Origin of the sequence: Limnohabitans sp. Rim8, from assembly GCF_945901735.1 — a bacterium.
GTDB lineage: Bacteria > Pseudomonadota > Gammaproteobacteria > Burkholderiales > Burkholderiaceae_C > Limnohabitans_A.
In genome coordinates, this window is record NZ_CAMDLM010000021.1 from 1 (window position 1) to 23363 (window position 23363).

Consider the following 23363-nt stretch of genomic DNA (forward strand, 5'->3'; position numbering starts at 1 on the left):
CGGCGCCTTGGGCGTGCCTCCCGAGCCGGTTGCGCTGGCCTGGCCTGCACATCAGGTCTTGACCTGCGCTCATGCCCATGGCCTGGCTTGCTGGGGCCTGGCGGGGAGCATCGCGGCTGTGGACGACGTGGCAGGCTTTGAGCACACCGTGCGCGCCGGACGCGCCATGGGTTTCACGGGCTCGGTTTGCATTCACCCGCGACAAGTCCCCATCGTCAACCGCGGCTTCTCCCCTTCGGCCGAGGAGCTCGCCTGGGCTGAACGTGTCGTGGCTGCCGATGAAGCCGCATGCCGTGCGGGCCTCGGTGCGGTGCTGCTGGACGGTCGGATGATCGACCGGCCCATCGTCCAGCGGGCGCGCCGCTGGTTGGGATTGACCCCATGAGCACAGCGCTGCCATCGGGGTCCCACTGGGTGACCGCCTGGGCGGCGTCTGCACAAGGCGCCTACCCGGTGGGTTCCACGATCGCGCAGCCCGACCTGAACAGAGCCTTGCCTGAAATGAAACAAGGCCTTGTCAACCAGTCCCTTCGCATGGTGCTCAGGCCTGCTTTGTGGTCACCGCGTTTCAGATTGCGCTTGAGCAACCGCTTTGGCAACAAGCCGCTGCTGTTGCGTGGGATGAGTCTGGCCTTGCACATGGGTGGCGGCGCCTTGGTACCCGGTACGCGCATTGCATTGCCCGACCAGACGATTGCTGCCGGCTCATTTGAATGGACACCTGCCATAGAGTGGGCAGCGCTGCCCGAATCAGCGCAATCGATGCAGGGCCGCAGCCTGGCCTTCAGTGCCTGGGTGGAGGGTTCCAGCGGCCCCATCACCTGGCATGCCAAGGCGATGGCAACGTCCTACTTGTCCCAGCCAGGCGACCAGAGTGCTGCCGTTTCTGACAGCGAGTTAGGCTTCCCGCACACCACCACTTCCAGCTTTTTCATCGACGCGCTGGATGCTTGGCTTTCGGCCGAAGCTTGCACGCTGGCCGCTTTTGGCGATTCGCTCACCGATGGCACGGCTACGACTCTCAATGGGCATGACCGCTGGACAGACGTGCTGCAACGCGAATTGTGGGCCGCAGGGCGCCAAGATCTGGCGGTTGTGAATGCAGGCATCGGCGGCAACCAGGTGACAGGTCCAGCACCTGGAGCAAGCCCCTGGCGTGGCGGCCCAGCGGCCACAGAAAGACTGGCGCGAGACGTGCTCGACCTGTCTGCCGTTCGTACGATCTTCTGGCTCCAAGGCATCAACGACTTCAGCGACAATGGCCAGGCCGAAGCAGCTGCCGTGTTCGAGGCCATGGCGTATTCAGTCCAGCGCATGCGGGCGCAGGGGGTACGCGTCTTAGGCGCGACAGTCCCAAGTGCCCTTGGCAGCACCCGGCCTGGCCATGGCAGCGAGCGACAGAACAGCCGACGTCGGGCCTTCAATGCCGAAGTGGGCAAAGGTGCGCTTTTCGATGACTTCGTCGATTTGGATCTTGCCCTGACCGACCCGCTCACCGGAAGGCTTCATTCCGCTTTCAACGGTGATAGCACTTTAGGCGAACCTGGCGACGGCCTACACCCTAACCGTGCGGGGCATGCTGCCATGGCCCGCTGCATCCTTAAAAAACTACCGTGAATCCCATCCCGAACCCCTACGACCCTCGGTTGCGCGATGACCTGAGCACCAATGAAACCACTTTGTTGCACTTCATGTCCGACTGCATGCACGGTCACGACATGAGTCTGGTCGATCGATATGTGGCCGAAGACTACATCCAGCACACGCCGGGTATTGGCCAGGGACGAGCTGGCCTGCGTCGTTACCTCGAGGAGGTGGCATGGAAGCGTCCTGGCCGATTGGTATGGCGGCCCATTCACCTGTTCGCTTGCGGTGATTTCGTCATCTTGCACAAGCTGTTGCCTTCCACGGTCATCGCAGACTTCATGCGCTTCAATGCGCAGGGCCAGATGGCCGAACACTGGGACGTGGTGCAGCCCCTGCCAGAGCCCGACTACGACCCGATGCGGCTGTCGGCTGAGAACCTGTCGCGGTTCTCTGCGTTGTTCAAGATCAGCTGAAACCTTGGCGCTTCCACATGCCTACCTGTCGCCCGATTACCTCGCCACCGCGGACAGTGTAATTCCGTGGCATCGCGCCTGCTGCTGTCGTCCGCTTCCAGCCTATTTCAGCCACTCGCCCAAACTCACCCCCCACCCCGCTGCATCGTCAAATCAAAGTGCTTCATGAAGCGCTGGCGCGCTTCTTCTTCTACGTCTTCGAACACAAAAGAGACCGCCAAGCGCTGCAGGCGCAGCAGCGCGATCAGGCGTGGCGGCAGGGTGTGCCATTGCAGTTGCAGATGGCCTTCACCGATCTGCACACGCACCTGGCCGGTGCCCATCACAAAGGCATGGAGGCCCAGTGCGCGGGGCAAGGCCGTCAACCATTCGGTTTCGCTGGTGCCCATGTCGCGCTCGAAGCGCTCGGGGTAGTAGGACTGCACGAAAACAAGACCTGCGTGGGCAGACTTCAGCCACCGGCCACAGGCGGCCAGATGGCCAACACATCGCCCTCGGCCAGGGTGGTGGTGTCCCGGTCTTCGGGTTTGATGTATTTGCCGTTGACCAGCACCAGATGCACGAGCTTCGGGGGCATGCCGAAGGGCTCGATGATCTGGCTGATGCTGGTGTCCTGCGCCACATCCAGCGTGACTTGGTTGCTGCGCCGGGCTTCGGCGGGCAAATAGTCGGTCAGCGTGGCAAACAGTTTGAAAGTGATGTTCATGCGCAGATTGTCGCTTCAGCGGCGACGCGCATCGGCGGCACCACTCCAGCGGCCCTGGCCCTGAGCGCAGTCCAGATAAGCGTCCACCAGCTTGGTCGGATCGTGCATCAGGCGGTCTTTCCAGTCGCCCAGGTGCACCTGGCCTTCAACCAAGCCGCGCATCACGCCCACATGCTCGGTCCAGCCCACGCTGTTGCAGCCGACCATCACATCGTCCTTGAACTGCAAGCTCAGGTGACGGCCTGCGGCCTTGTCGGTCAGCACCGCCGACTGGCCACCGGCCACGCCTTCCCAGTTGCCAAAACTGGTGGAGATCAAACCAAGGGTGTCGAGCACGTTGATTTGCGTCACGCCCTTGAGCACAGCGTTTTGGCCCAGCATGTTGAGCGCGGCCACACGGGCCTGCTCGGCCGCATTGGGCTGGATGGCGCTCACAATGGTTTTGCCGCTGACCATGTCAAAAGCTTCGGCGCAGTCGCCTGCGGCGAAGATGCCGGGCACATTGGTTTGCAGGTGCTCGTTGGTCAACACGCCTTGCAGGCAGGTGATGCCGCTGTCCTTCAAAAAGCCAATGGCCGGACGCACGCCGGTGGCGCTGATGACCAGATCGGCTTCGACGGTTTGGCCATTGGACAGACGCACCTGCAGCGCACCGCTGGCATCGTCAGACCCCAGGCCCACAGCTGCGGCCAGTCTGCCCAGCAAGCTCTTTTCAGCACCTTGGCTGATGGCTTCGACCTTGGTTCCGGTGAACACCTGCACGCCCTTGACTTCACACCAGTCGCGGATCATGCCGCCCGCCACCGGGCCCATCATGCGGGGCACCATGCGGTCGCCCATTTCCACCACGCTGAGCTTGACGCCGCGCGCCGCCAGCGATTCCATGATGATGCAGCCAATGAAGCCCGCGCCCATTTGCAGCACACGGGCACCGGGCTTGGCCAGCGCCTGGATGGCCCGGGCGTCTTCGAGCGTCCAGCAGGGGTGCACACCGGGCAGGTCCATGCCTGCAATCGGGGGGCGCACGGGGTGCGAACCGGTGGCGATCAAGAGCTTGTCAAACGCCAAAGACTTGCCATTTTCGAGGTGCACGGTTTTGCCCGCTGAATCCACACGCGTCACTTTGGCTTTGACCTGAGTGATGCACAGTTCGTCAAAGTGGGCGTCGCTTTTGCGCAAGTAAGTGCCGCGCTCGTCGATGTTGCCAATCAGCAGATAAGGGATGGCCATGCGCGAGTAAGGCGCATCGGGCTCGTCGCCAATCAAGGTGATGGTGTCACCCGGGGCATGCTTGCGGATGGTTTCAGCGGCGATCACGCCAGCAGGGCCTGCGCCCAAAATCACGTGGTGGGTCATGGTGTTCTCCAAAAAAGAAACAGCGGCCCCGGAGAGCCGCTGCGTCGTTGATTTCAGCAAGGCCCAGTGCTGCCCTTGAAGGCGACACTGAGACTTTGGCTGAGCATCACAGGCCCAGACGTTCCCGGGTGGCCGATGTGGGGTGGCCTTCGCCGTCCCAGCCGCGCGCCTCGTAGTACTTGGGCAGCATTTCGTCCAACTTGCTGACCATGCCTTTGCCGGGGCCGGTTTTGGCGGCTTCGGTCATCAGGCGCTTGGGCAGGTTGTCGTCGGCCTTGGTGAAGCCGGCGGCGTTGTTGAACTCGCGCTCCATGTTCCAGATGCGCTCGCCGATGTGGTTCAAGTGCTCCATGGTGAACTCTTCGCCACAAGCGGCTTGCACCTGAGGGGCCACGTCGGCCAGGGTCCAGGCAAAGCTGGTGAAGACGCAGATGCCTGCCGAATCAAAGGCGGCTGTTGCGTCCTGGAAGGCCTTGACCAATTCGGGCTTGCCTTCGTGCTCGGTGGGCTCTGTCTTGACCGGGATGCCCAGCACTTCAGAGGCGATGGTGTAGCCGCGCAGGTGGCAAGCACCGCGGTTGGAGGTGGCATAAGCCAAGCCGATGCCCTGGATCACGCGACCGTCATAGGCCGGGAACTCTTGGCCTTTGACGCTCATGGACAGGTCGGGGTGGCCGTATTTGGCGGTCAGGCGCTTGGAGCCCATGCCAATTTCCTTGCCAAAACCAATGCCCTTGGCGGTCATGTCGACAAACTCGCACAAGGCTTCGGCCGAGCCAAAGGGTGCTTCGACACCAATTTGCTCTTTGGTCAGCACACCCATTTCATACAGCTCCATCACGGCGCCAATGGTGGTGCCAAAGCTGATCGGGTCAAAGCCTTCTTCGTTGCAAATCATGTTGGCGTATTGCAAGGCTTCGAGGTCATTCACGCCGTTGGCTGCGCCCAGTGCCCAAGCCGCTTCGTATTCCAGGCCGCCGTTGGCGCCCCAATACTCAGGCTTGTTTTTGACGGAGAAGTGGCCTTCGTCGATCTTGCTGATGCGGCCGCAAGCGATGGTGCAACCAAAGCAGGCTTGGTTGGTCACCAGGTGCTTTTTGCCGTCGGTTTCGCGGGGCGTGACCATGGCTTCGGCCGAGATGTCTTTGGCGCCTTCAAACTGCACATCGCGGTGATTGCGTGTAGGCAAACCACCGACTTCGTTGATCACGTTCATCAGCACCTGGGTGCCGTACGCTGGCAGGCCCTGGCCCGTGACGGCGTTGTCGGCCAGCACCTTTTTGGCCGCCTTGGCCGCCGCCATGAACGCCTTGGGGTTTTGCATGTTGCCCACGCCTTTGGTGCCGCGCACCGCAATGGCTTTGAGGTTCTTGCTGCCCATGACAGTGCCCACGCCCGAGCGGCCAGCCGCACGGTGCAGGTCGTTCACCACCGCAGCATAAAGCACGCCGTTTTCACCGGCCTTGCCGATGCTGCAGACACGCAGCAAGGGGTCTTGCAAGCTGGACTTGAGGATTTCCTCGGTCTTCCAGACGCTTTGGCCCCACAGGTGGCTCGCATCGCGCAACTCGGCTTCGTCGTCGCTGATGTGCAAGTAAACCGGCTTGGCCGATGCGCCTTCAAAAATGACCATGTCCCAACCGGCCATTTTGAGCTCAGCGCCCCAATAGCCACCCGAGTTGGAGCAGGCAATGGCCCCGGTGAGCGGGCTCTTGGTGATGACGGTGTAGCGGCCACCGGTCGAGGCCATGGTTCCGGTCAGCGGGCCGGTGGCCCAAATGAGTTTGTTGTCAGCCGATAGCGGGTCAACTTTGGGGTCGATCTCGCTGATCAGGTATTTGCTGCCCAGACCGCGTGAGCCGAGGTAGGCTTTGGCCCACTCCATGTTCAGCGGTTCAGACTTGACGGTGCCAGCCGTGAGGTTGACGCGGAGGATTTTTCCAGCCCAAGACATGTTGATGCTCCTTGTGGGGGGATTTAAGAGGCCGAGGGCTGATTGCCCAACTTGTCGGCCCACTGCTTCATCTTGTCGATGCCGGTCCAGTTGGCATCCACAAACGTGATGGCGCCGGTCGGGCAAGCGTCGGCGCAAGCCGGGTCACCGCCGCACAGGTCGCACTTTTGCACCTTGCCGGTCTCTTGCACATAGTTGATGGTGCCGAAGGGGCAGGCGATGGTGCAGACCTTGCAGCCCACGCAGGTAGATTCGTTGACCACTTTGGCGCCGGTGACTTTGTCGACCGTGATGGCTTCCACAGGGCAGGCATGCAGGCACCAGGCTTCGTCGCACTGGGTGCAGGTGTAGGGCACTTTTTTGCCGGTGTGATGGAAATCAAACACCTTGATGCGCGATTTGGAGGTGGCGTAAGTGCCGTAGTTCTCGAAAGAACAGGCCATTTCGCACTGCAAGCAGCCGGTACATTTGTCCGGATTGATGTGCAGGACTTTCTGCATGTGTAACTCCTGTGAGGTGACGGGCTGTTCAAGCCCGCGCTTATGAATCGGGATGCATAGGTATTGTTAATCCAAGCCCCTGCAAACCGATCCGTATTTACCCTATGTTTAGCAGGCTTGTCCTCAAAATTCTCAGCTTGAAACACATCTGACAGGCCCCTGACTGCCCACCCCAGCGATCTATCGCCAAACCAGCTTGCCCAAAGCCGGAATCACTTGACCGCGTTCGGGAAAAACAACTGCTCGCCGCCAATTTTGTAATCGGCAATCACGCCCTGCCCAGCGGCCGAGGTGATCCAGTCGACAAACTTTTGCGCATCGGCTTGTTTGACGTGCGCATGTTTTGCGGGGTTGACCACCATGACGCCGTATTGGTTGAACAAGCGGTTGTCGCCCTCCACCAGGATGGCCAAATCCGCGCGGTTCTTGAAATTGAGCCAAGTGGCGCGGTCGGCCAGCACATAGCCGCCTGAAGACGCCGCGATGTTCAAAGCCGGGCCCATGCCGCAGCCGCATTCCTTGTAGCCGCTGCCTTTTTTGTCAGCCAGATTGGCCATTTTCCAAAAGCGCAATTCGGCCGCATGGGTGCCACTCTTGTCACCGCGCGAGATAAACGCCGCGTTGCCTAAAGACAACTTGGCCAAGGCCGCCACGATGTCTTTGCCTTTGGTGGCTGCCGGGTCGGCTTTGGGGCCAATCAGCACAAAGTCGTTGTACATGACGGGCAAGCGCTTGAGGCCAAAGCCATCGGCCACAAACTTTTCTTCGGCCGCTTGGTCGTGCACAAACACCACATCGGCGTCACCCCGGCGCGCCATGTCAAGCGCTTGGCCGGTGCCCAGCGCCACCACTTTCACGTCCAGCCCACTGGCTTTTTTGAAGGCAGGCAGCAAATGGGCGAACAAGCCCGATTGCTCGGTGGACGTGGTGGACGACATCACGATCGATTGGGCTTGCGCCCACACCGAGGTGGTGGCCAAAACAGCGCACACCAGGGCGCGGCGGGTGAAAGTTTTAAAGGTCATGAAAGTTCTCCTTGAACAAAAGCATGGGCTGCCGGGCTGCACTCGGCAAGCAAAGTAGGGTCGAAAAAATCAGAAACAGGCAGGTCGGCCAAAACGCGGCCGAACTCCAAATAAACCACGCGGGTGGCCAGGCGTTTGACTTGGCCCAAGTTGTGGCTCGCCCAGACCAAAGTCAAAGGCTTGTCGGGTGCTGGGCCTGCGACAAATTCGGCCATCAAGATCTCGATCTCACGCTTGGCGTGCGGGTCCAGACTGGCCGTGGGTTCGTCCAGCAGCAAGACATCGGGCTGACGCGCCCAGGCGCGGGCCAAGGCCAGGCGCTGCTGCTGCCCGCCCGACAACTGGCGACCGTTTTGCTGCGCTACAGACTGCAGGCCCACACGCTGCAAAGCCTGCAGAGCCAAGGTCTTCGAGGCGCGCCAATTCAAAGCCCGCGAACGGTCCAGCCACACACCCAGCGCCACATTGTTCAGGGCCGACAGGCGCAGCATGTGCGGTCTTTGGAACAGCATGGCCTGGCGCACACCCGGTGTTTGAATCACCTGACCTTGAGTGGGCGGCACCAAGCCGTGCAAGGTGCGCAGCAAGCTGCTTTTGCCCGAGCCGTTGGCCCCCACCAGTGCCACGCGTTCACCCGCCGCCATGCGCAAACTCACGCACTTCAGGGCCTGTTGCGCCCCCAGTTGGACGCTGACCGCGTCAAGCGTGATATGCACGTTGCTCATGGCTGCGCGCCCACCAGACCATCGGCCGCCGCTGGCCTCGCATGGCGTGTCTCACCCCAGCGCCGCAGGCCCGCCACCAGCGCGTTGAGCAGCAACACCACCGCCAGCAAGACCATGCCCAGCCCCAGCGCCAGCGGCAAATCGCCCTTGCTGGTTTCCAGCGCAATGGCGGTGGTCATCACGCGGGTGAAACCATCGATGTTGCCGCCCACAATCATGACGGCCCCCACTTCAGAGATGGCGCGGCCAAAAGCCGTCACGCCCACCGTCAGCAAAGCCAGGCGCTCATCCCAAGCCAGCAACAAGCTGCGCACCCAGGGGCCTGCGCCCAAGGATGCCCATTGTTCACCATGCTGGCGCTCCACGTCCTCCACCACCTGGCGCGTGAGCGCCGTGACCACCGGCACCACCAAAATGAACTGGGCCAGCACCATGGCCTGAAAACTGAACATCCAGCCCAAAAAGCCTAAAGGCCCGGTGCGCGACAACAAGAGGTACACCACCAAACCCACCATCACCGAGGGCAGCGCCAGCAAGGTGTTCAGGCCCACCAAAACAAGGCCCCGGCCACGAAAACGCGACACCGCCAACCAAGCGCCCAGCGCCACGCCCACGCCATAGGCCAGCAGGCAGGCCGTGGCACTCACGGCCAAGGAGCGCGTGACCACCACCCACAGGGCAGGGTCGAAAGAAGTGACGAGGTTCAGCGCCGTCAGGACGCTGTCGGAGAAGGTGTTCATACAGCGCTTTGGATGCTAAGGGACAAGCCCCCCGCAAGGTATGAGGGGTGTCCACTATGAACAAGTTTGCATAGGTCAGCACCAATAAAAAAGCCCGGCGAACCGGGCTCTTCTTGGTGCGACAGAAGCTTACTTCTTGCTCGCCTTCATATCGGCTTCCAAGGCTTTGGCCGGGTCGTCCTCATCAGGCTTTTCACCGTCCAACTGAGGGTCTTCCTCTACACCGTCTTGCGACTGGCCTTCGTTTTGCAGCATTTGCTCCAACGCGGCCTCGGCATCGACCTTCACACCCTCTTGCAGGCCACCGGTAACCAAAGACGGCACCATGATGATGGCCGCCACCATGATCAACTGAAGGATGATGAAAGCGATCGAGCCTTTGTAGATTTCGGAAGTCGTCACAGCGCGGATGTTCTCCCCAGTGACCCGGTCTTTGTAATCGTTCTTGGGCGCAACACTGCGCAAATAGAACAAAGCAAAACCAAAGGGCGGCGTCAGGAACGAGGTCTGCAGGTTCATCGCCACGATCACCCCGAACCAGATCATGGCCTGGTCGGCAGTCATGCCAGGCACCAACCCGGGCAAGATCTTCTCGGCCACAGGGGCCAGGATCGGGATCACGATGAAGGCGATTTCAAAGAAGTCGATGAAACAACCCAAGATGAAAATCAGGATGTTCACCACGATCAAGAAGCCGATCGCACCACCCGGCATGTCGACAAACAGATGCTCCACCCAGATGTGGCCATCGGCTGCATTGAAGGTGAAGCTGAACACGGTCGAGCCGATCAGGATGAACAGCACAAACGAGGCCAGCTTGGCCGTGTTTTCCAGCGCCTGGTTCATCAAAGGCATGCTCAAACGGCGCTTGCCAATGGCCAAAATCAAGGCACCCAAAGCCCCCATGGCACCGCCTTCGGTGGGCGTGGCGACACCCAGAAAGATGGTTCCCAGAACCAGGAAGATCAAAATCAGGGGCGGCATCAGAACAAAGGTTACCTGCTCAGCCAATTTGGACAACAAGCCCATGCCGGTGACGCGGTTGACGATGGCCAAGGCCAAAGCCACCAAGGACGCCACAGTCAAGGACATGATGACCATTTCATCGCCGGGGGACTCTTGGGTGCGGTCGAGCCAAGCGGTCATGATGGCATCGTGGGACGAAGCCCATGAAAAACCCACCACCGCGCACAAAATCAAAAGGAACATCAAGGACACATGGCCTGATTTGCCATTGGCTTCGCGGTAAATGCGGGCTTCGGGCGGCAAGGCGGGCACCATGTCCGGCTTGAAAATGGCCACGGCCACTATGAACAAGACGTACAAACCGACCAACAGCAAGCCGGGCACCAAAGCACCGGCGTACATGTCACCCACCGAGCGGCCCAATTGGTCGGCCAACACGATCAACACCAACGAAGGCGGAATGGCTTGCGCCAAGGTGCCCGAAGCCGTGATGGTTCCGGTGGCAATGACACGGCTGTAACCGTAGCGCAGCATGATGGGCAAAGAGATCAAGCCCATGGAAATCACGGCCGCAGCCACGACACCAGTAGTGGCCGCCAACAAGGCCCCCACCAAAATCACCGCGATAGCCACGCCACCACGCACAGGGCCAAACACCTGACCCACCGTCTCCAGCAAATCTTCGGCCATGCCGGATTTTTGCAAAATGATGCCCATGAAGGTGAAAAACGGAATGGCCAGCAAAGTGTCGTTTTGCATGATGCCAAAAATGCGCAAGGGCAAGGCCTGAAACAAGGAAGGCGGGAACAGTCCCGCTTCCATGCCGATGTAGCCAAAGCCCAGACCGCAAGCGGCCAGCGCGAAAGCCACCGGAAAACCGGTCAGCAGCAGCACAAACAAACCGGCAAACATGATGGGCACAAAGTTCTGTGCCAGAAAAGTCGCTTCCATCAACGTGCTCCCTGAACTTGTTCTTGCGCCAGTTTTTCCAGTGCAATCAATTCTTTTTGCTCATCCGACATGGCCTCTTCAGAAGACAAAACGTCTTCGCCCTGCCCCACCAAAAAGTCCAAGCGTTTGATCAGTTCCGACACACCTTGCAGCATGAGCAAGGCAAAGCCGGCAGGCACCAGCGCATACACAGGCCAACGGATCAGGCCACCCGCGTTGGAGGACATTTCGCCGCTGATGTAAGCCTGCATGAACAAGGGCCAAGACAAGTAAATGCACAAGAAACAAAACGGGAACAGGGCCAACAAAATGCCGCCCACGTCAATCCAGTTGCGGGCACGCGCCGTCAACATGGACGAAATGAAGTCGATGCGTACGTGCGCATTTTTAAGAAAGCCATAGCCAGCCCCCAACAAAAACACAGCGGCAAACAGGTACCACTGGATTTCCAGCAAGGCGTTCGAGCTCGAATCAAAAGCCTTTCGCACAATGGCGTTGCCTGCACTGATCAAGGTCGTGGCCAGAATCAACCAGGTGGTGAAAAGTCCCACGCTTTGATTCAAACGGTCAATGCCCCGCGAAATCAACAAGAAAAAAGACATGTTGTCCTCCAGAAATTCAGGTGCTATTGTAATTCTGCGTTAACCGGCCACAGCGTGTTTACACCAAATGCTTGGGTTGATATTTGTCACGGGCGCCATGAGCACATTTCACAGCTGTAAAAAATCAAGGGTTAACCCCAAGGGGGACGCGCGCCGCTCTGAATTGCCACCAAGGCAGCATGCTGCGCAAGGACTGCACCTGACCCGCATCGGCGGTGGTGGTGTATCCGGCCATCGCTTGCAAACGTTGCTGCCAAGCCGACTCGCTGAGCAAAGCGCGCAATTGCCGCACGGGTTCGCTGTCCAACGCCGATGCCAGGCACACCAGCCAATAACGCTCCGGGTACAAAGGCACGAAATCGAGCCCATGCACCTGCGCCGCACTGGCGATGCCCAAGCCTGCGTCGGCCTGACCCGCAGCAATGCAAGCAGCCACCGCGCTGTGCGAATTTTCTTCGTGCGCATAGCCTGTCAGGTCCGATGCCTGCAGACCCAAAACTTGCAGGCACTGGTCCAGCAGCAGGCGTGTGCCTGTGCCCGGACTGCGGTTGACATAAAGCGCGCCGGCCTGGGCCACATCCGCCAAGCTTTGCAAACGCAAATGGTTGCCCGGCGCCACCATCAAACCTTGCGAACGTGTAGCAAAACCAATCAGCTTATGCAACCCAGGCTTGAGCAAAGGTTTGTAGGTGCGGGCCACCAACGAATCCGCATCGGGTTGCCAAGGTGCATGAAAACCCGCCACATGGCAGCGCCCCTCGTTCAGGGCGCGGATGGCGTCGACGCTGCCGCAAAAGCGCAAGTCAAGGTGCAAGGACTGGGCTGCGGCTTCTTCCCGCAGCATGACCAATGCATCGTCGTGGCTGGCATAGATGGCCAAGGCCTGGTGCGTGGGATCAAAGGCCACTGCAAACGTTTTTTCCAGCTCGGCCTGCAAAGCGCTGATTTGGGGCGCCAACCGGGCTTGCGCTTGTCGCTCGGCCCAAAGCAACTTGTCGGCAAAACCGGTCAGCCGGGCGGCCTGGCCCTTCTCCCAAACGATGAGAGGTTGCCCCAATGATTGCTCCCAGCGCTTGAGTTCGCCCCAAACATGGCGGTAGGACAAGTCCAGATGTTTGGCTGCACCGCCAATCGAGCCGGCGTGGCGCACCGCTTGCAACAAGTCCATGAGGGGGTTGCGCAAGGGGCTTTGGCGATTGCGCGCCGTTTCATGGCCCGGCTGGGTCCATTGGTACGAGAGATCGATGTGCTGCATGGATTGAAGTTTGCCCTATAGCCAAGCACCGAGCTGGCTTGGCCAAAACAAAAGGCCCCGAAGGGCCTTTTGTGGTGCATGCATGCGGGCCTGAATTACAGTTTGGCCGATTGCATGTAGTTGTCGAAGCGCGCTTCGGTGAAGCGGAACCACTGGTTGGCTTCCTTGCGGAAAGCCGAGTAGTCGCCGTAGATTTTTTTCCAACCTGGGTTCTTTGTGCCGATTTCTTCGTAAAGGGCCATGGACTCTTTGAAAGCCGCGTCCATCAAATCCTTGGGGAAAGGGAACAACTTGGCACCACCGGCGACCAAGGTCTTGAGCGATGCAGCGTTGCGTGCGTCGTAACGGGCTTGCATGTCGGTTGCTGCAAAACTGGAAGCCGCCTCGATGATTGCCTTGTACTCGCTGGACAGACTGTCGTAAGCTTTTTTGTTGATGTGCAGGTCCAACTGAGGACCGCCTTCCCACCAACCTGGGTACGCGTAGTTCTTGGCCACTTTGTAGAAGCCCAGTTTCAGGTCATCGTAAGGGCCCACCCACTCGGCCGCATCGATCGTGCCTTTTTCAAGCGCTTGGTAAATCTCGCCGCCAGGAATGTTTTGTGGCACGCCACCGATGCGCTCAACCACTTTGCCTGCAAACCCGCCCACGCGGAATTTGGTGCCCTTGAAGTCGGCCAAGGACTTGATCGGCTTGCGAAACCAGCCACCCATTTGAGCGCCTGTGTTGCCCATCACGAAGTTGACGATGTTGTAGTTGTTGTAATGCTCGCGCATCAATTTCATGCCGTTGCCATGCAGCATCCAAGCCGTCATCTGGCGGCTGTTCAAACCAAAGGGAATGGCACAACCCAAGGCAAACACTTCGTCCTTGCCAAAGTAGTAGTAAGGCGCGGTGTTGGACATTTCCACGGTGCCGTCTTTGGTGGCGTCGATGGTGCCGAAAGCGGGCACCAATTCACCGGCCGCGTGGGTGGTGATCTCGAACTTACCGCCGGTCATTTCCTTGACCTTGGCTGCGAACACATCGTTCACACCAAACAAAGTGTCCAGCGCCTTGGGAAAGCTGGAAGTCAGACGCCAGCGCAGGGCTGCTTGGGCGTGAACCGCAGGTGCAACACCGGTAGCCAAAATACCGGCCATGCCGGTGTTTTTGATGAGGGAACGACGATCCATGAATGGACTCCTTGTGAAAATTTGAAAACCACCCGAAACATCGGGCCATGAAAAACAAACACCGGCTTATTGTAGAAAGTGAATCGCCCCCTAAATCTGGGGGTTTACCCTTTTTAAACCAGCAAAAACTTCAAGGTCTTTGAAGATATCTCAATCTTCAGTTGGACACTTGGGAGGGGCACAAAAGCCAGCCCCCCTAAAAAAGGCCATCTCCAAGGCCTCAGTCCGTCCAACGCTGTCGAATTGACGCCTCGATGCCCACCGCATCCAGCCCTTGTAAAGCCAGCAGCTTGGCCGGGTCGCCATGCTCAATGAACACATCGGGCAAGCCCAGCTGCAACACCGAGCGCTGCAGGTTCAGCTGCTGCAAGGCCTCGGCCACCGCGCTGCCCGCGCCGCCCATGGTGCAGCCCTCTTCCACCGTCACCAGGTGCTCGTGGCTTTGCGCAATTTGCGACAGCAGCTCGGTGTCCAGCGGCTTCACCCAACGCATGTTCACCACGGTGGCGTTGAGCTTTTCAGCAGCCTGCAAAGCCGGGGCCAGCAAGGTGCCAAAGGCCAGAATGGCCAGCTTCTCCCCCTGACGGCGCACTTCGCCCTTGCCAAAGGGCAAAGTGTCCAGATCGCGGCCGGGCTCGGTGCCCACGCCTGCGCCGCGCGGGTAGCGCACCGCCACCGGGTGGTTTTGCGCGTAAGCGGTGCTCAGCAACTGGCGGCACTCGCGCTCGTCGGCCGGACAAGCCAAGCTCATGTTGGGGATGCAGCGGATATAAGCGATGTCGTAAGCCCCAGCGTGGGTGGCTCCGTCAGCCCCCACCAGACCGGCACGGTCAATTGCAAACACCACCGGCAAGTTTTGCAGCGCCACATCGTGGATGAGTTGGTCGTAACCGCGCTGCAAAAAGGTGGAATAAATGGCAAGAACAGGTTTGAGCCCCTCGCAGGCCAGGCCTGCGGCAAAGGTCACGGCATGCTGCTCGGCGATGCCCACGTCGTAATAGCGCTTGGGAAAGCGCTGGTGAAAAGCCACCATGCCCGAGCCTTCGCGCATGGCAGGGGTGATGCCCACCAAGCGCAGGTCTTTTTCGGCCATGTCGCACAGCCACTGGCCAAACACCTGGGTGAAGGTGGTTTTGGCGGGCGTGGCGGCAGGCACCAAGCCCACGCTGGGGTCGAACTTGCCGGGGCCGTGGTAGGCCACCGGATCGGCTTCGGCTTTTTCATAGCCCTGGCCTTTTTTGGTCACCACATGCAAAAACTGCGGGCCGCTCAAGTGCTTGATGTTTTCCAGTGTCGGGATCAGCGACTCCAGGTCGTGCCCGTCGATCGGGCCGATGTAGTTGAAGCCGAATTTCTCGAACAGCGTGGCGGGCACCACCATGCCCTTGGCGGTTTCTTCCAAGCGCTTGGCCAGCTCAAAAAGCGGGGGGGCGTTTTTCAGCACGTTCTTGGCCCCGGCCTTGGCGGCCGAGTAAAAACGCCCGCTCATCAGTTGGGCGAGGTAGCGGTTGAGCGCGCCCACAGGCGGGCTGATCGACATGTCGTTGTCATTCAGGATCACCAGCAGCTTGCACTCTTCCACGCCCGCGTTGTTCAGGGCCTCAAAGGCCATGCCCGCCGTCATCGCGCCGTCGCCGATCACCGCAATCGCGTGGCGCGACTCGCCTTTTTGGCGGGCCGCCACGGCCATGCCCAAAGCGGCCGAAATGCTGGTGGACGAGTGGGCCGTGCCAAAGGTGTCGTATTCGCTTTCATCCCGGCGCGGAAAGCCCGACAAGCCATCGAACTGGCGCAGCGTGGGCATGCGTTCGCGCCGACCCGTGAGAATTTTGTGCGGGTAAGTCTGGTGACCCACGTCCCAGACGATGCGGTCTTCGGGGGTGTTGAAGACGTAGTGCAATGCCACGGTCAACTCGACCGTGCCCAGGTTGGAGCTGAGGTGCCCACCGGTTTTGGAGACGTTGTCCAGGACGCAGTGGCGCAACTCGTCGGCCAGTTGGGGCAAATCTGAGCGCTGCAGGCGGCGCAAATCGGCCGGGGAATCGATGTTCTTGAGCAAATCGGTCATGTCAGTTGTTTCTGGTGATCACCATGGCGGTCAGGGCACGCAAAGCGGCCAAACGGGCCTCGGGCAAGCCGGTATCGGCCAGTGCCTGCATGGCCTGAGCAGCCAAAGAGTCGGCATAGGCTTTGGCCGCGTCCAGCCCCATCAGGGCCACATAGGTCGGTTTGTCGGCGGCTTCGTCCTTGCCCGCCGTTTTGCCCAGGGTGGCCGAATCGGCGGTCACATCCAGCACATCGTCTACCACCTGAAAAGCCAGGCCCAGGGCCTCGCCAAAACGGGTCAAAGCCTCTTGAACTGGGGCCGACACGCCCGGCACGCAGGCTGCGCCCATCTGCACGCTGCACAAAAGCAGCGCCCCGGTTTTGAGTCGGTGCATCTGGCGCAATTGGTCCTCCGTCAAGCGCTGGCCCACACTGGCCAGGTCAATCGCTTGGCCCCCGGCCATGCCTTGGTAGCCCGAAGCCCGGGCCAGCAAGCCCACGCAGGCCGCTTGTTCTGCAGCGCTGACGCTGGCATCTTGGGGGGTGAGCATTTCAAAAGCCAAAGTCTGCAAGGCATCGCCCGCCAGCAGGGCTTGCGCCTCGCCAAACTGCACATGCACTGTGGGTTTGCCGCGCCGCAAAACATCGTTGTCCATGCAGGGCATGTCGTCGTGCACCAACGAATAAGCGTGGATCAATTCGATGGCACAAGCGGCGTTAAGCGCCGAGGGGCCGTTTGAAGCACCGCCCACCGCCTCGGCTGTGGCCAGCACCAGCAAGGGCCGCAAGCGCTTGCCGCCGTCCAACACGGCATAGCGCATGGCCTCGCCCAAAGCGGCGGGCGAATGGGCCTCAATGCCTTCAGACAAGGTGTTTTCAACACGATCGAGGTGCGGCTGCATCCATGTTTTGAGGTCCAACGGACTCATGCGCCACTCCACGGTTTGAGTTGTCCGCCATCCAGCACCTGAATTTGGTCTTCGACGGCTTTGAGCTTGTCACGGCAAAAGCACAGCAACACAGCGCCGCGCTGGTAACCCGTCAGCAGCTGGTCCAAAGGCATTTGCCCCGACTCGAGCTGCCCCACCAGTGTTTCCAGCTCCGACAAAGCCGCTTCGTATGAGGCAGGCACATCCGCCGCAACGGCATCGGCGAGGTCAGCTTGAACAGCCTTGGGCATGGGGTCTTCCAACAAAAAGAACCGATTTTAGGCTTTAAGACTGAACTTGGCTGACGCTTGGGTAGTCCCATCCAGCAGCAGCAGGGTGTTGCCCAGTTTGATCTGGCTCAGCATCGACTGCAGGCTTTCCATTGGATTGGCCTTGTCAGCCCCTGCTAGCATTCCCCGGGGTTAGAATGATCAACCCGCGACAGTAATTTCTGTTATTTTTTTGCGCCGTTTTCCATGAATTCAGCGCTTTGTTCCTGCCCCTTCATAGGGGGAGTCTCTAGGTCAGGTCATCCATGTCTGATTTAAGTCTTCAACTGCAGCAGGCCGCAAGCCAACTACCAGTTTCTGCTTATTTCGAAGAAGCGCTGTTTCAGCGCGAATTGAACACGCTCTTCCGGCAAGGCCCTCGCTATGTGGGCCACCAGTTGGCGGTGCCCCACCCGGGCGACTATTTCACCCTGCCCCATGAGGCCGAAGGCCGAGCCCTGGTGCGCAACGCCCAAGGCGGGGTCGAACTGGTTTCCAATGTCTGCCGCCACCGCCAAGCCGTGATGCTGAGCGGCAGGGGCAACCTGAACACCCAACAAAAAGGCAGCGCGGGCGGCAACATCGTTTGCCCTCTCCACCGATGGACGTATTCGCCCAGCGGCCAATTGCTGGGCGCGCCGCACTTTGCCCAAGACCCCTGCCTGAACCTGAACAACTACAAGTTGCAAGAGTGGAACGGCCTGCTGTTCGAGGACAACGGCCGCGACATTGCCACCGATTTGGCAGGCATGGGGCCACGCTCTCAACTGAGTTTCGACGGCTATGCCCTCGACCGCGTGGAGCTGCACGAGTGCAACTACAACTGGAAGACCTTCATCGAGGTGTATCTGGAGGACTACCACGTCGGCCCCTTCCACCCGGGGCTGGGCCAGTTTGTCACTTGCGACGACCTGAGCTGGGAGTTCAAGGAGCACTATTCGGTGCAGACTGTGGGCGTGTCGGGCGGCTTTGGGCAGCCAGGCTCGGACACCTACAAAAAATGGCACGAGGTGCTGCTGAAATACCGCAATGGCCAACTGCCCGAGCGCGGTGCGATCTGGCTGACGTACTACCCGCACATCATGGTCGAGTGGTACCCGCATGTGCTCACCGTCTCCACCTTGCACCCGATCAGCCCGATCAAAACGCTGAACATGGTGGAGTTTTACTACCCCGAAGAGATCGTGGCCTTTGAGCGCGAATTCGTTGAGGCCCAGCAAGCGGCTTACATGGAAACCTGCATCGAGGACGACGAAATTGCCGAGCGCATGGACGCGGGGCGCAAAGCCCTGCTGACCCGTGGCGACAACGAGGTCGGCCCTTACCAAAGCCCCATGGAAGACGGCATGCAGCACTTCCACGAGTGGTACCGCCGCCAGTTGAACGCCCTCTGAACCGAAGGCAACGATGCAAGCCTCCTGGATGATCCTGGCATCCTTGTTCTTTTCGATGATGGGGGTTTGCGTCAAATTTGCATCGGCCCATTTCCACGCCTTCGAGCTGGTTTTTTTTCGCGGCCTGATTGGCGTGCTCTTCATGGCCAGCTTGTGCCGAATTCAGGGCGTCCCCTTGTGCACTCCGATCCCCATGATGCACGTTTGGCGCTCGGTGGTAGGCGTGACCTCGCTTGCGGCCTGGTTTTATGCCATTGGCTACCTGCCTCTGGCCACCGCCATGACACTCAATTACATGAGCAGCATCTGGGTGGCGGTTTTTCTGGTGGGGGGTACCTTGGTCATGGGCAACCTGCAACACGCGACCCGGCAAGGGCCCATCGTGCTGACGGTGATCGCTGGGTTTGTCGGCGTCATCTTGTTGTTGCGCCCCACCATCGAACAAGACCAGTTATTTGCCGGCATCGTCGGTCTGCTCTCGGGCCTGATCGCGGCTTTGGCTTACATGCAGGTGGCCGCTTTGGGCCGTCTGAACGAGCCCGAAGCCCGCACGGTGTTTTATTTTTCCGTCGGCACCGCCGTGGTCGGCGCCGCGCTGATGCTGGTCACGGGCATGAGTCTCTGGGTGTGGCCCAGCGTGCTGTGGTTGCTGCCCATTGGCGTGCTGGCCGCTCTGGGGCAGTTGTGCATGACCAACGCTTACAGCCGGGGATCGACCCTGGTGGTGGCGAACCTGCAGTATTCGGGCATCGTCTTTGGTGCCTTGTTTGGCCTGATGTTGTTTGGCGACTACATCCCGCTCATGGGCTGGTTGGGTATGGCCCTGATCATGGCCAGCGGCATCGCCTCCACCGTGCTGCGCAACCGTACACTGCCCAGCGCCCCTGCTGAAAACCATTGAACCTTGGAGACACACCATGTACAACCTGCTGATCAACGCCCCCCAATTGCAAACCCTGCTGGCGCAAGGCACACCCTGCGCTGTGTTCGACTGCAGCTTTGACCTGATGAAGCCCGAGCTGGCGGGTGGTTTTTTTGCAGACGAGCGCCTCGCGGGTGCCCTGCCCGCCGACCTGGACAAGAACCTGAGCACGCACGAGGTGGGCCTGGCCGTGAATGGCGGTCGCCATCCCTTGCCCCAGCGCGAAGCCTTGGCCCGGTGGCTGGGCAGTCTGGGGGTACACAACGGCATGCAAATCGTGGTGTATGACCGCAACAAAAGCATGTACTGCGGTCGTTTGTGGTGGATGCTCAAATGGCTAGGGCATGATGCTGTAGCCTTGCTGGACGGCGGCTTGCAGGCCTGGAAGGACGCGGGTGGCGCCACCGACTCGGGTCCCTTCACACCGCCTGCGCCCGCGTCATTTGAATTGAAAACACCATTGCGCCAACTGGTGCTAACCGATGCCGTTTCGGCCGCCTTGGGCCAAACCACTCAAACCGTGGTCGACGCCCGCGCCGGAGCCCGTTATCGGGGCGAAATGGAACCGCTGGACCCTGTGGCGGGACATATTCCCGGCGCACTCAACCGGCCTTTTGCCGATAACTTCACCGAAGACGGCCGTTTCAAAAGCCCCGAGTTGCTCAAAGTCGAATGGGACCGGGTACTCGCTGGCCGCCCTGCCAGCAGCGTGGTGCACCACTGCGGATCTGGCGTGACGGCGGTGCCCAATTTGATGGCGATGGAGATGGCCGGTTTCGGCCCCACCGCGCTGTATGCCGGCAGCTGGAGCGAGTGGTGCCGCACGCCGGGCCTGCCCTGCGCCAAGGGCTAAGACGGATGGCATGAAGCTCAGCAAGGCCAGTCCAGTGGGGGTGTCAGTTTTTGTAGGTCGGCGCCTTCATGTCCGACTTTGTGCACCAACGCCCCTTGAAAATGTCGCTTCGCGAGAGCATGGCTGTCGGACCGTAAAGGCCCGACCTACGGGGGAAAGTCGGTCATCAAGTCCCAACCGACGGAATGCCCTGACTCCGCGCTGTAGCCGCGTCAGTGCTGGTGCCCTGCCAAGGCGCTGACGATGACCACCATGCCCATGCCCAAGCCTAGCCACAGAATTTGTGCGGCGGTTTCGCGTGCGGACAGGCGCTTTTGCAGTTGCGGGATCAAATCGGCCAGAGCCACATAAACAAAGCTGCTGCTGGCCACCACCAGAAAATACGGCAACCCGTCGTGCAGGGCATCAACCAGCAAATAGCCCACCGCCCCGCCCAAAGCGGTGATGGCCCCGGCCATCGACACCTTGACGATGGCCGCCTGGCGGCTGCTGCTGCCTTGGCGCAACACGGCCAAGTCGCCCATGTGGTGCGGCACCTCGTGTGCCAACACGGCCAAGGCCGCAATCACGCCCAAGTGCATGTCGGCGATGAAGGCCGAGGCGATCAGGATGCCGTCGCCAAAGCAATGCACGCTGTCGCCCGCGAGCACGGCCCATTGACCGCGCACTTTCTCTTCGGCATGGTGCGCATGTGGGTGTCCGTGCGCTTCGTGGCCATGGCTGGAGGCCTGCGCATCATCATGCCCATGGGCATGGTGGCCGTGGGCATGGTGGCCATGGCCATGGCCATGTTCGTGCCCGTGGTGCCACAGCTCAGCCTTGTCGAGCAAAAAGAAAAACACCAGGCCGATCAGCAAAGTCATGAACAAGGCGTGGGCCCCGGCTTCACTTTCAAAGGCCTCGGGCAGCAAGTGCAAAAAAGCTGTGGCCAGCAAGGCCCCGGCGGCCAGGCTGAGCATGTGTTGGGTGTAGCGGCTGAGCACGCCAAAACTCAGCCAAGCAGCCAGCCAGACGCTGCCAATGCCCGCCACCAAAGTGCCCACCAAAATCGCCAATAAAGTCATCTTGCTTCCATGAAGTGCTTGGCACTCCAAAACAAACCGCCCTAAAGGGCGGTTTTCAAAGTTCTCGCCCTAAAGGACTGTTTTCAAAGTTCTCGCCCCAAAGGACTGTTTTCAGAGTTCTCGCCAAAAGGGCGGTTGTTGCATCAAAAAATCAGGCCACCCCCTGGCGTTTGAGCCAGGCCAACAAGCGTTGCCAACCGTCTTCAGCGGGCCCCTTGCGGTAGCTGCCACGGTAATCGGCATGAAACGCGTGCGGAGCCTCAGGATAAACCACAAACTCACTGGCTTTAGCCGCTGCGGGCCCTTGGGCCAGTGCTTGTTTCATCTTATCGACCGTGTCAAGGGGGATACCGGTGTCGGCCGCGCCGTACAAACCCAGCACCGGGGCCTTGAGTTGGCCCACCAAAGCCAGTGGGTGCGCGGGGGTTTGCGCCGTGGCATTGCCCACCAGTCGGCCATACCAGGCCACGCCCGCCTTGAGCTTGGGTTGGTGGGCCGCATACAACCAGGTGATGCGCCCGCCCCAGCAAAAGCCGGTGATCGCCAGCTTGTCGGTGTTGCCGCCGTTGGCTGCGGCCCAAGCCACGCAAGCATCCAGGTCGCCCATGACCTGCGCATCGGGCACTTTCGAAATGATTTCAGCCTGCAGCTTAGCAATTTCGCCGAACTCATTGGGGTCACCCTGGCGTACAAACAGCTCGGGGGCAATGGCCAGATAACCGGCCTGGGCCAAGCGGCGCGTCACGTCGGCAATGTATTCATGCACGCCAAAAATCTCAGAGATCACCAGCACCACCGGCAAGCCGGTCTTGCCCGCCGGTGCGCTGCGGTAGACGGGCATCTTGAAACCATTCACGTCAATGGTCACTTCACCCGAGACCAAGCCCGTCAACGGGGTTTTGATGGCAGTCTGCGCCATGATGGGCATGGCCGCTGCGGCGTAACCCACGCCGAGTGCCGCTTGCAGTGCCACGCGGCGGGTCGCTCCGGCATCAGCCAGGCGCCCACCCAGCAGGGCTTGCGTGTCTTCAATCAGGTTATGGTTCAAGGCATGTCTCCTCGGTCGTGCAATAAAAAGGGCTTTATCTTGGCACAGTCGCTTCGGGCTCGCACAAAAGTGGCAATGGGCGGCCGGGATGGGGAGCCCTGGTGTGTCGTGGGCGCTTGAGTCAGGCATTTACACTGCCGCCATGTCGGAATCCGCTCTGCCCGTTCTTTACTCGTTTCGCCGCTGCCCTTACGCCATGCGGGCCCGCTTGGCGCTGCACGCCAGCGGCATTGCCACCGAACACCGCGAAGTGGTGCTGAAAACCAAACCCGCCCACCTGCTGGCCCTGTCACCCAAAGGCACGGTGCCGGTGTTGTGGCTGCCTGGGGCTGCCGACGGCGGGGTGCTGGAGCAGAGCCTGGACATCATGCTGTGGGCCCTGCGCCAGCACGACCCGCTGGGCTGGTTGCCTCCGTCGGATGCGGGCATGGCCGATGCGCTGGCCCTGATCGCGCACAACGACGGGCCTTTTAAGCAGCAACTGGACCGCTACAAATACCCCAACCGCTCGGGTCTGAAGAGCGGTGTGGCCGACCGCGATGAGGCGGCAATTTGGTTGCGCACGCTGGATGCGCGGCTGCAGGCACAGCCTTTGTTGTCTGGCGAGCACTTCGGCCTGGCAGACGCAGCACTGGCCCCCTTTGTGCGGCAATTCGCCCACACCGACCCCGGCTGGTTTGCAGCGCAGGCTTGGACAGCGATGGCAAAGTGGCTGGCCAGTTTTGAGTCCTCCGAGCTGTTCAAAGCCATCATGCACAAACACGCACCTTGGCAAGCGGCCCATTCAGAAAATGTCGGGCCATAAAGGCACCGACCTACAAAA

At 60.2% G+C, this 23363-nt stretch carries 24 protein-coding genes and 1 pseudogene; 7 read left to right on the plus strand and 18 right to left on the minus strand.

The window, feature by feature from the left end; translation table 11 throughout:
- The 3 genes and pseudogenes from Q0O99_RS11250 to Q0O99_RS11260 all read left to right on the plus strand — a co-directional run.
- A pseudogene (locus Q0O99_RS11250) lies at window positions 1-385 on the plus strand (CoA ester lyase); the annotation flags it as partial.
- Complete coding sequence (locus Q0O99_RS11255; RefSeq protein WP_293751516.1) at window positions 382-1617, plus strand: GDSL-type esterase/lipase family protein; 1236 nt, start codon at window positions 382-384, stop codon at window positions 1615-1617. The pseudogene Q0O99_RS11250 and the gene Q0O99_RS11255, both read left to right, overlap by 4 nt.
- Complete coding sequence (locus tag Q0O99_RS11260) at window positions 1614-2060, plus strand: nuclear transport factor 2 family protein (RefSeq protein WP_293751518.1); 447 nt, start codon at window positions 1614-1616, stop codon at window positions 2058-2060. The genes Q0O99_RS11255 and Q0O99_RS11260 overlap by 4 nt, the downstream gene beginning before the upstream one ends.
- Window positions 2061-2185: 125 nt before the next feature.
- Here the strand turns inward: Q0O99_RS11260 and Q0O99_RS11265 are convergent, their stop codons facing one another.
- The 16 genes from Q0O99_RS11265 to Q0O99_RS11340 form a co-directional block, all read right to left on the minus strand.
- Window positions 2186-2485 carry a hypothetical protein gene (locus Q0O99_RS11265; protein WP_293751520.1) on the minus strand — a complete coding sequence of 100 codons (300 nt, stop codon included), beginning with the start codon at window positions 2483-2485 and terminating at the stop codon, window positions 2186-2188.
- A gap of 26 nt (window positions 2486-2511) precedes the next feature.
- The gene (locus Q0O99_RS11270; protein WP_293751522.1) at window positions 2512-2766 is read right to left on the minus strand and encodes a MoaD/ThiS family protein; all 255 of its coding nucleotides are present in this window, start codon (window positions 2764-2766) and stop codon (window positions 2512-2514) included.
- Window positions 2767-2781: 15 nt separating this feature from the next.
- Window positions 2782-4122 carry an FAD-dependent oxidoreductase gene (locus tag Q0O99_RS11275; protein WP_293751524.1) on the minus strand — a complete coding sequence of 447 codons (1341 nt, stop codon included), beginning with the start codon at window positions 4120-4122 and terminating at the stop codon, window positions 2782-2784.
- Between the two features lie 106 nt (window positions 4123-4228).
- Entirely contained in the window at window positions 4229-6076 is a 1848-nt protein-coding gene (locus Q0O99_RS11280) for an aldehyde ferredoxin oxidoreductase family protein (RefSeq protein ID WP_293751526.1), read from the minus strand.
- Window positions 6077-6099: 23 nt separating this feature from the next.
- Window positions 6100-6576 (minus strand): 4Fe-4S dicluster domain-containing protein, encoded by a 477-nt coding sequence (locus tag Q0O99_RS11285; protein WP_108355295.1) that lies wholly within the window; start codon window positions 6574-6576, stop codon window positions 6100-6102.
- Window positions 6577-6788: 212 nt separating this feature from the next.
- Window positions 6789-7601: a substrate-binding domain-containing protein gene (locus tag Q0O99_RS11290; RefSeq protein ID WP_293751529.1), complete on the minus strand. Its 813-nt coding sequence runs from the start codon at window positions 7599-7601 to the stop codon at window positions 6789-6791.
- Window positions 7598-8326 (minus strand): ATP-binding cassette domain-containing protein, encoded by a 729-nt coding sequence (locus Q0O99_RS11295; RefSeq protein ID WP_293751531.1) that lies wholly within the window; start codon window positions 8324-8326, stop codon window positions 7598-7600. Before Q0O99_RS11295 ends, Q0O99_RS11290 begins: the two co-directional genes overlap by 4 nt.
- A complete protein-coding gene (locus tag Q0O99_RS11300) occupies window positions 8323-9066 on the minus strand; it encodes an ABC transporter permease (protein WP_293751533.1) in 744 nt (247 codons plus the stop codon). The genes Q0O99_RS11295 and Q0O99_RS11300 overlap by 4 nt, the downstream gene beginning before the upstream one ends.
- 129 nt (window positions 9067-9195) lie before the next feature.
- A complete protein-coding gene (locus Q0O99_RS11305) occupies window positions 9196-10983 on the minus strand; it encodes a TRAP transporter large permease subunit (RefSeq protein ID WP_293751535.1) in 1788 nt (595 codons plus the stop codon).
- Entirely contained in the window at window positions 10983-11585 is a 603-nt protein-coding gene (locus Q0O99_RS11310) for a TRAP transporter small permease subunit (protein ID WP_293751537.1), read from the minus strand. Before Q0O99_RS11310 ends, Q0O99_RS11305 begins: the two co-directional genes overlap by 1 nt.
- A gap of 124 nt (window positions 11586-11709) precedes the next feature.
- Window positions 11710-12840, minus strand: a complete 1131-nt coding sequence (locus Q0O99_RS11315; RefSeq protein WP_293751539.1) for a substrate-binding domain-containing protein — start codon at window positions 12838-12840, stop codon at window positions 11710-11712.
- Window positions 12841-12935: 95 nt separating this feature from the next.
- The gene (locus Q0O99_RS11320) at window positions 12936-14015 is read right to left on the minus strand and encodes a TRAP transporter substrate-binding protein (RefSeq protein ID WP_293751541.1); all 1080 of its coding nucleotides are present in this window, start codon (window positions 14013-14015) and stop codon (window positions 12936-12938) included.
- Between the two features lie 220 nt (window positions 14016-14235).
- Window positions 14236-16083, minus strand: a complete 1848-nt coding sequence (dxs, locus tag Q0O99_RS11325; protein ID WP_293751543.1) for a 1-deoxy-D-xylulose-5-phosphate synthase — start codon at window positions 16081-16083, stop codon at window positions 14236-14238.
- 1 nt (window position 16084) lies between these two features.
- Complete coding sequence (locus Q0O99_RS11330; RefSeq protein ID WP_293751545.1) at window positions 16085-16990, minus strand: polyprenyl synthetase family protein; 906 nt, start codon at window positions 16988-16990, stop codon at window positions 16085-16087.
- Complete coding sequence (gene xseB, locus Q0O99_RS11335) at window positions 16987-17241, minus strand: exodeoxyribonuclease VII small subunit (protein ID WP_293751547.1); 255 nt, start codon at window positions 17239-17241, stop codon at window positions 16987-16989. The genes Q0O99_RS11330 and xseB overlap by 4 nt, the downstream gene beginning before the upstream one ends.
- Before the next feature lie 27 nt (window positions 17242-17268).
- Window positions 17269-17403 carry a hypothetical protein gene (locus Q0O99_RS11340; protein WP_293751549.1) on the minus strand — a complete coding sequence of 45 codons (135 nt, stop codon included), beginning with the start codon at window positions 17401-17403 and terminating at the stop codon, window positions 17269-17271.
- Window positions 17404-17525: 122 nt separating this feature from the next.
- Between Q0O99_RS11340 and Q0O99_RS11345 the strand changes: the two genes are divergently transcribed.
- The 3 genes from Q0O99_RS11345 to Q0O99_RS11355 are packed head-to-tail and all read left to right on the plus strand — an operon-like array spanning window position 17526 to window position 20428.
- Window positions 17526-18653, plus strand: a complete 1128-nt coding sequence (locus tag Q0O99_RS11345) for an aromatic ring-hydroxylating dioxygenase subunit alpha (protein WP_293751551.1) — start codon at window positions 17526-17528, stop codon at window positions 18651-18653.
- A 13-nt stretch (window positions 18654-18666) separates the two neighbouring features.
- Window positions 18667-19554, plus strand: coding sequence for a DMT family transporter (locus tag Q0O99_RS11350; RefSeq protein WP_293751553.1), 888 nt, complete (start codon window positions 18667-18669; stop codon window positions 19552-19554).
- Between the two features lie 16 nt (window positions 19555-19570).
- Window positions 19571-20428, plus strand: coding sequence for a sulfurtransferase (locus Q0O99_RS11355; protein WP_293751555.1), 858 nt, complete (start codon window positions 19571-19573; stop codon window positions 20426-20428).
- Between the two features lie 212 nt (window positions 20429-20640).
- On the opposite strand, the gene Q0O99_RS11360 is transcribed toward Q0O99_RS11355, so the two are convergent.
- Complete coding sequence (locus Q0O99_RS11360; protein ID WP_293751557.1) at window positions 20641-21492, minus strand: ZIP family metal transporter; 852 nt, start codon at window positions 21490-21492, stop codon at window positions 20641-20643.
- 151 nt (window positions 21493-21643) lie between these two features.
- Window positions 21644-22540 carry a dienelactone hydrolase family protein gene (locus tag Q0O99_RS11365; protein ID WP_293751559.1) on the minus strand — a complete coding sequence of 299 codons (897 nt, stop codon included), beginning with the start codon at window positions 22538-22540 and terminating at the stop codon, window positions 21644-21646.
- A gap of 142 nt (window positions 22541-22682) precedes the next feature.
- Between Q0O99_RS11365 and Q0O99_RS11370 the strand changes: the two genes are divergently transcribed.
- Complete coding sequence (locus Q0O99_RS11370; protein ID WP_293751561.1) at window positions 22683-23345, plus strand: glutathione S-transferase; 663 nt, start codon at window positions 22683-22685, stop codon at window positions 23343-23345.
- The last annotated feature ends 18 nt before the right edge of the window (window positions 23346-23363 follow it).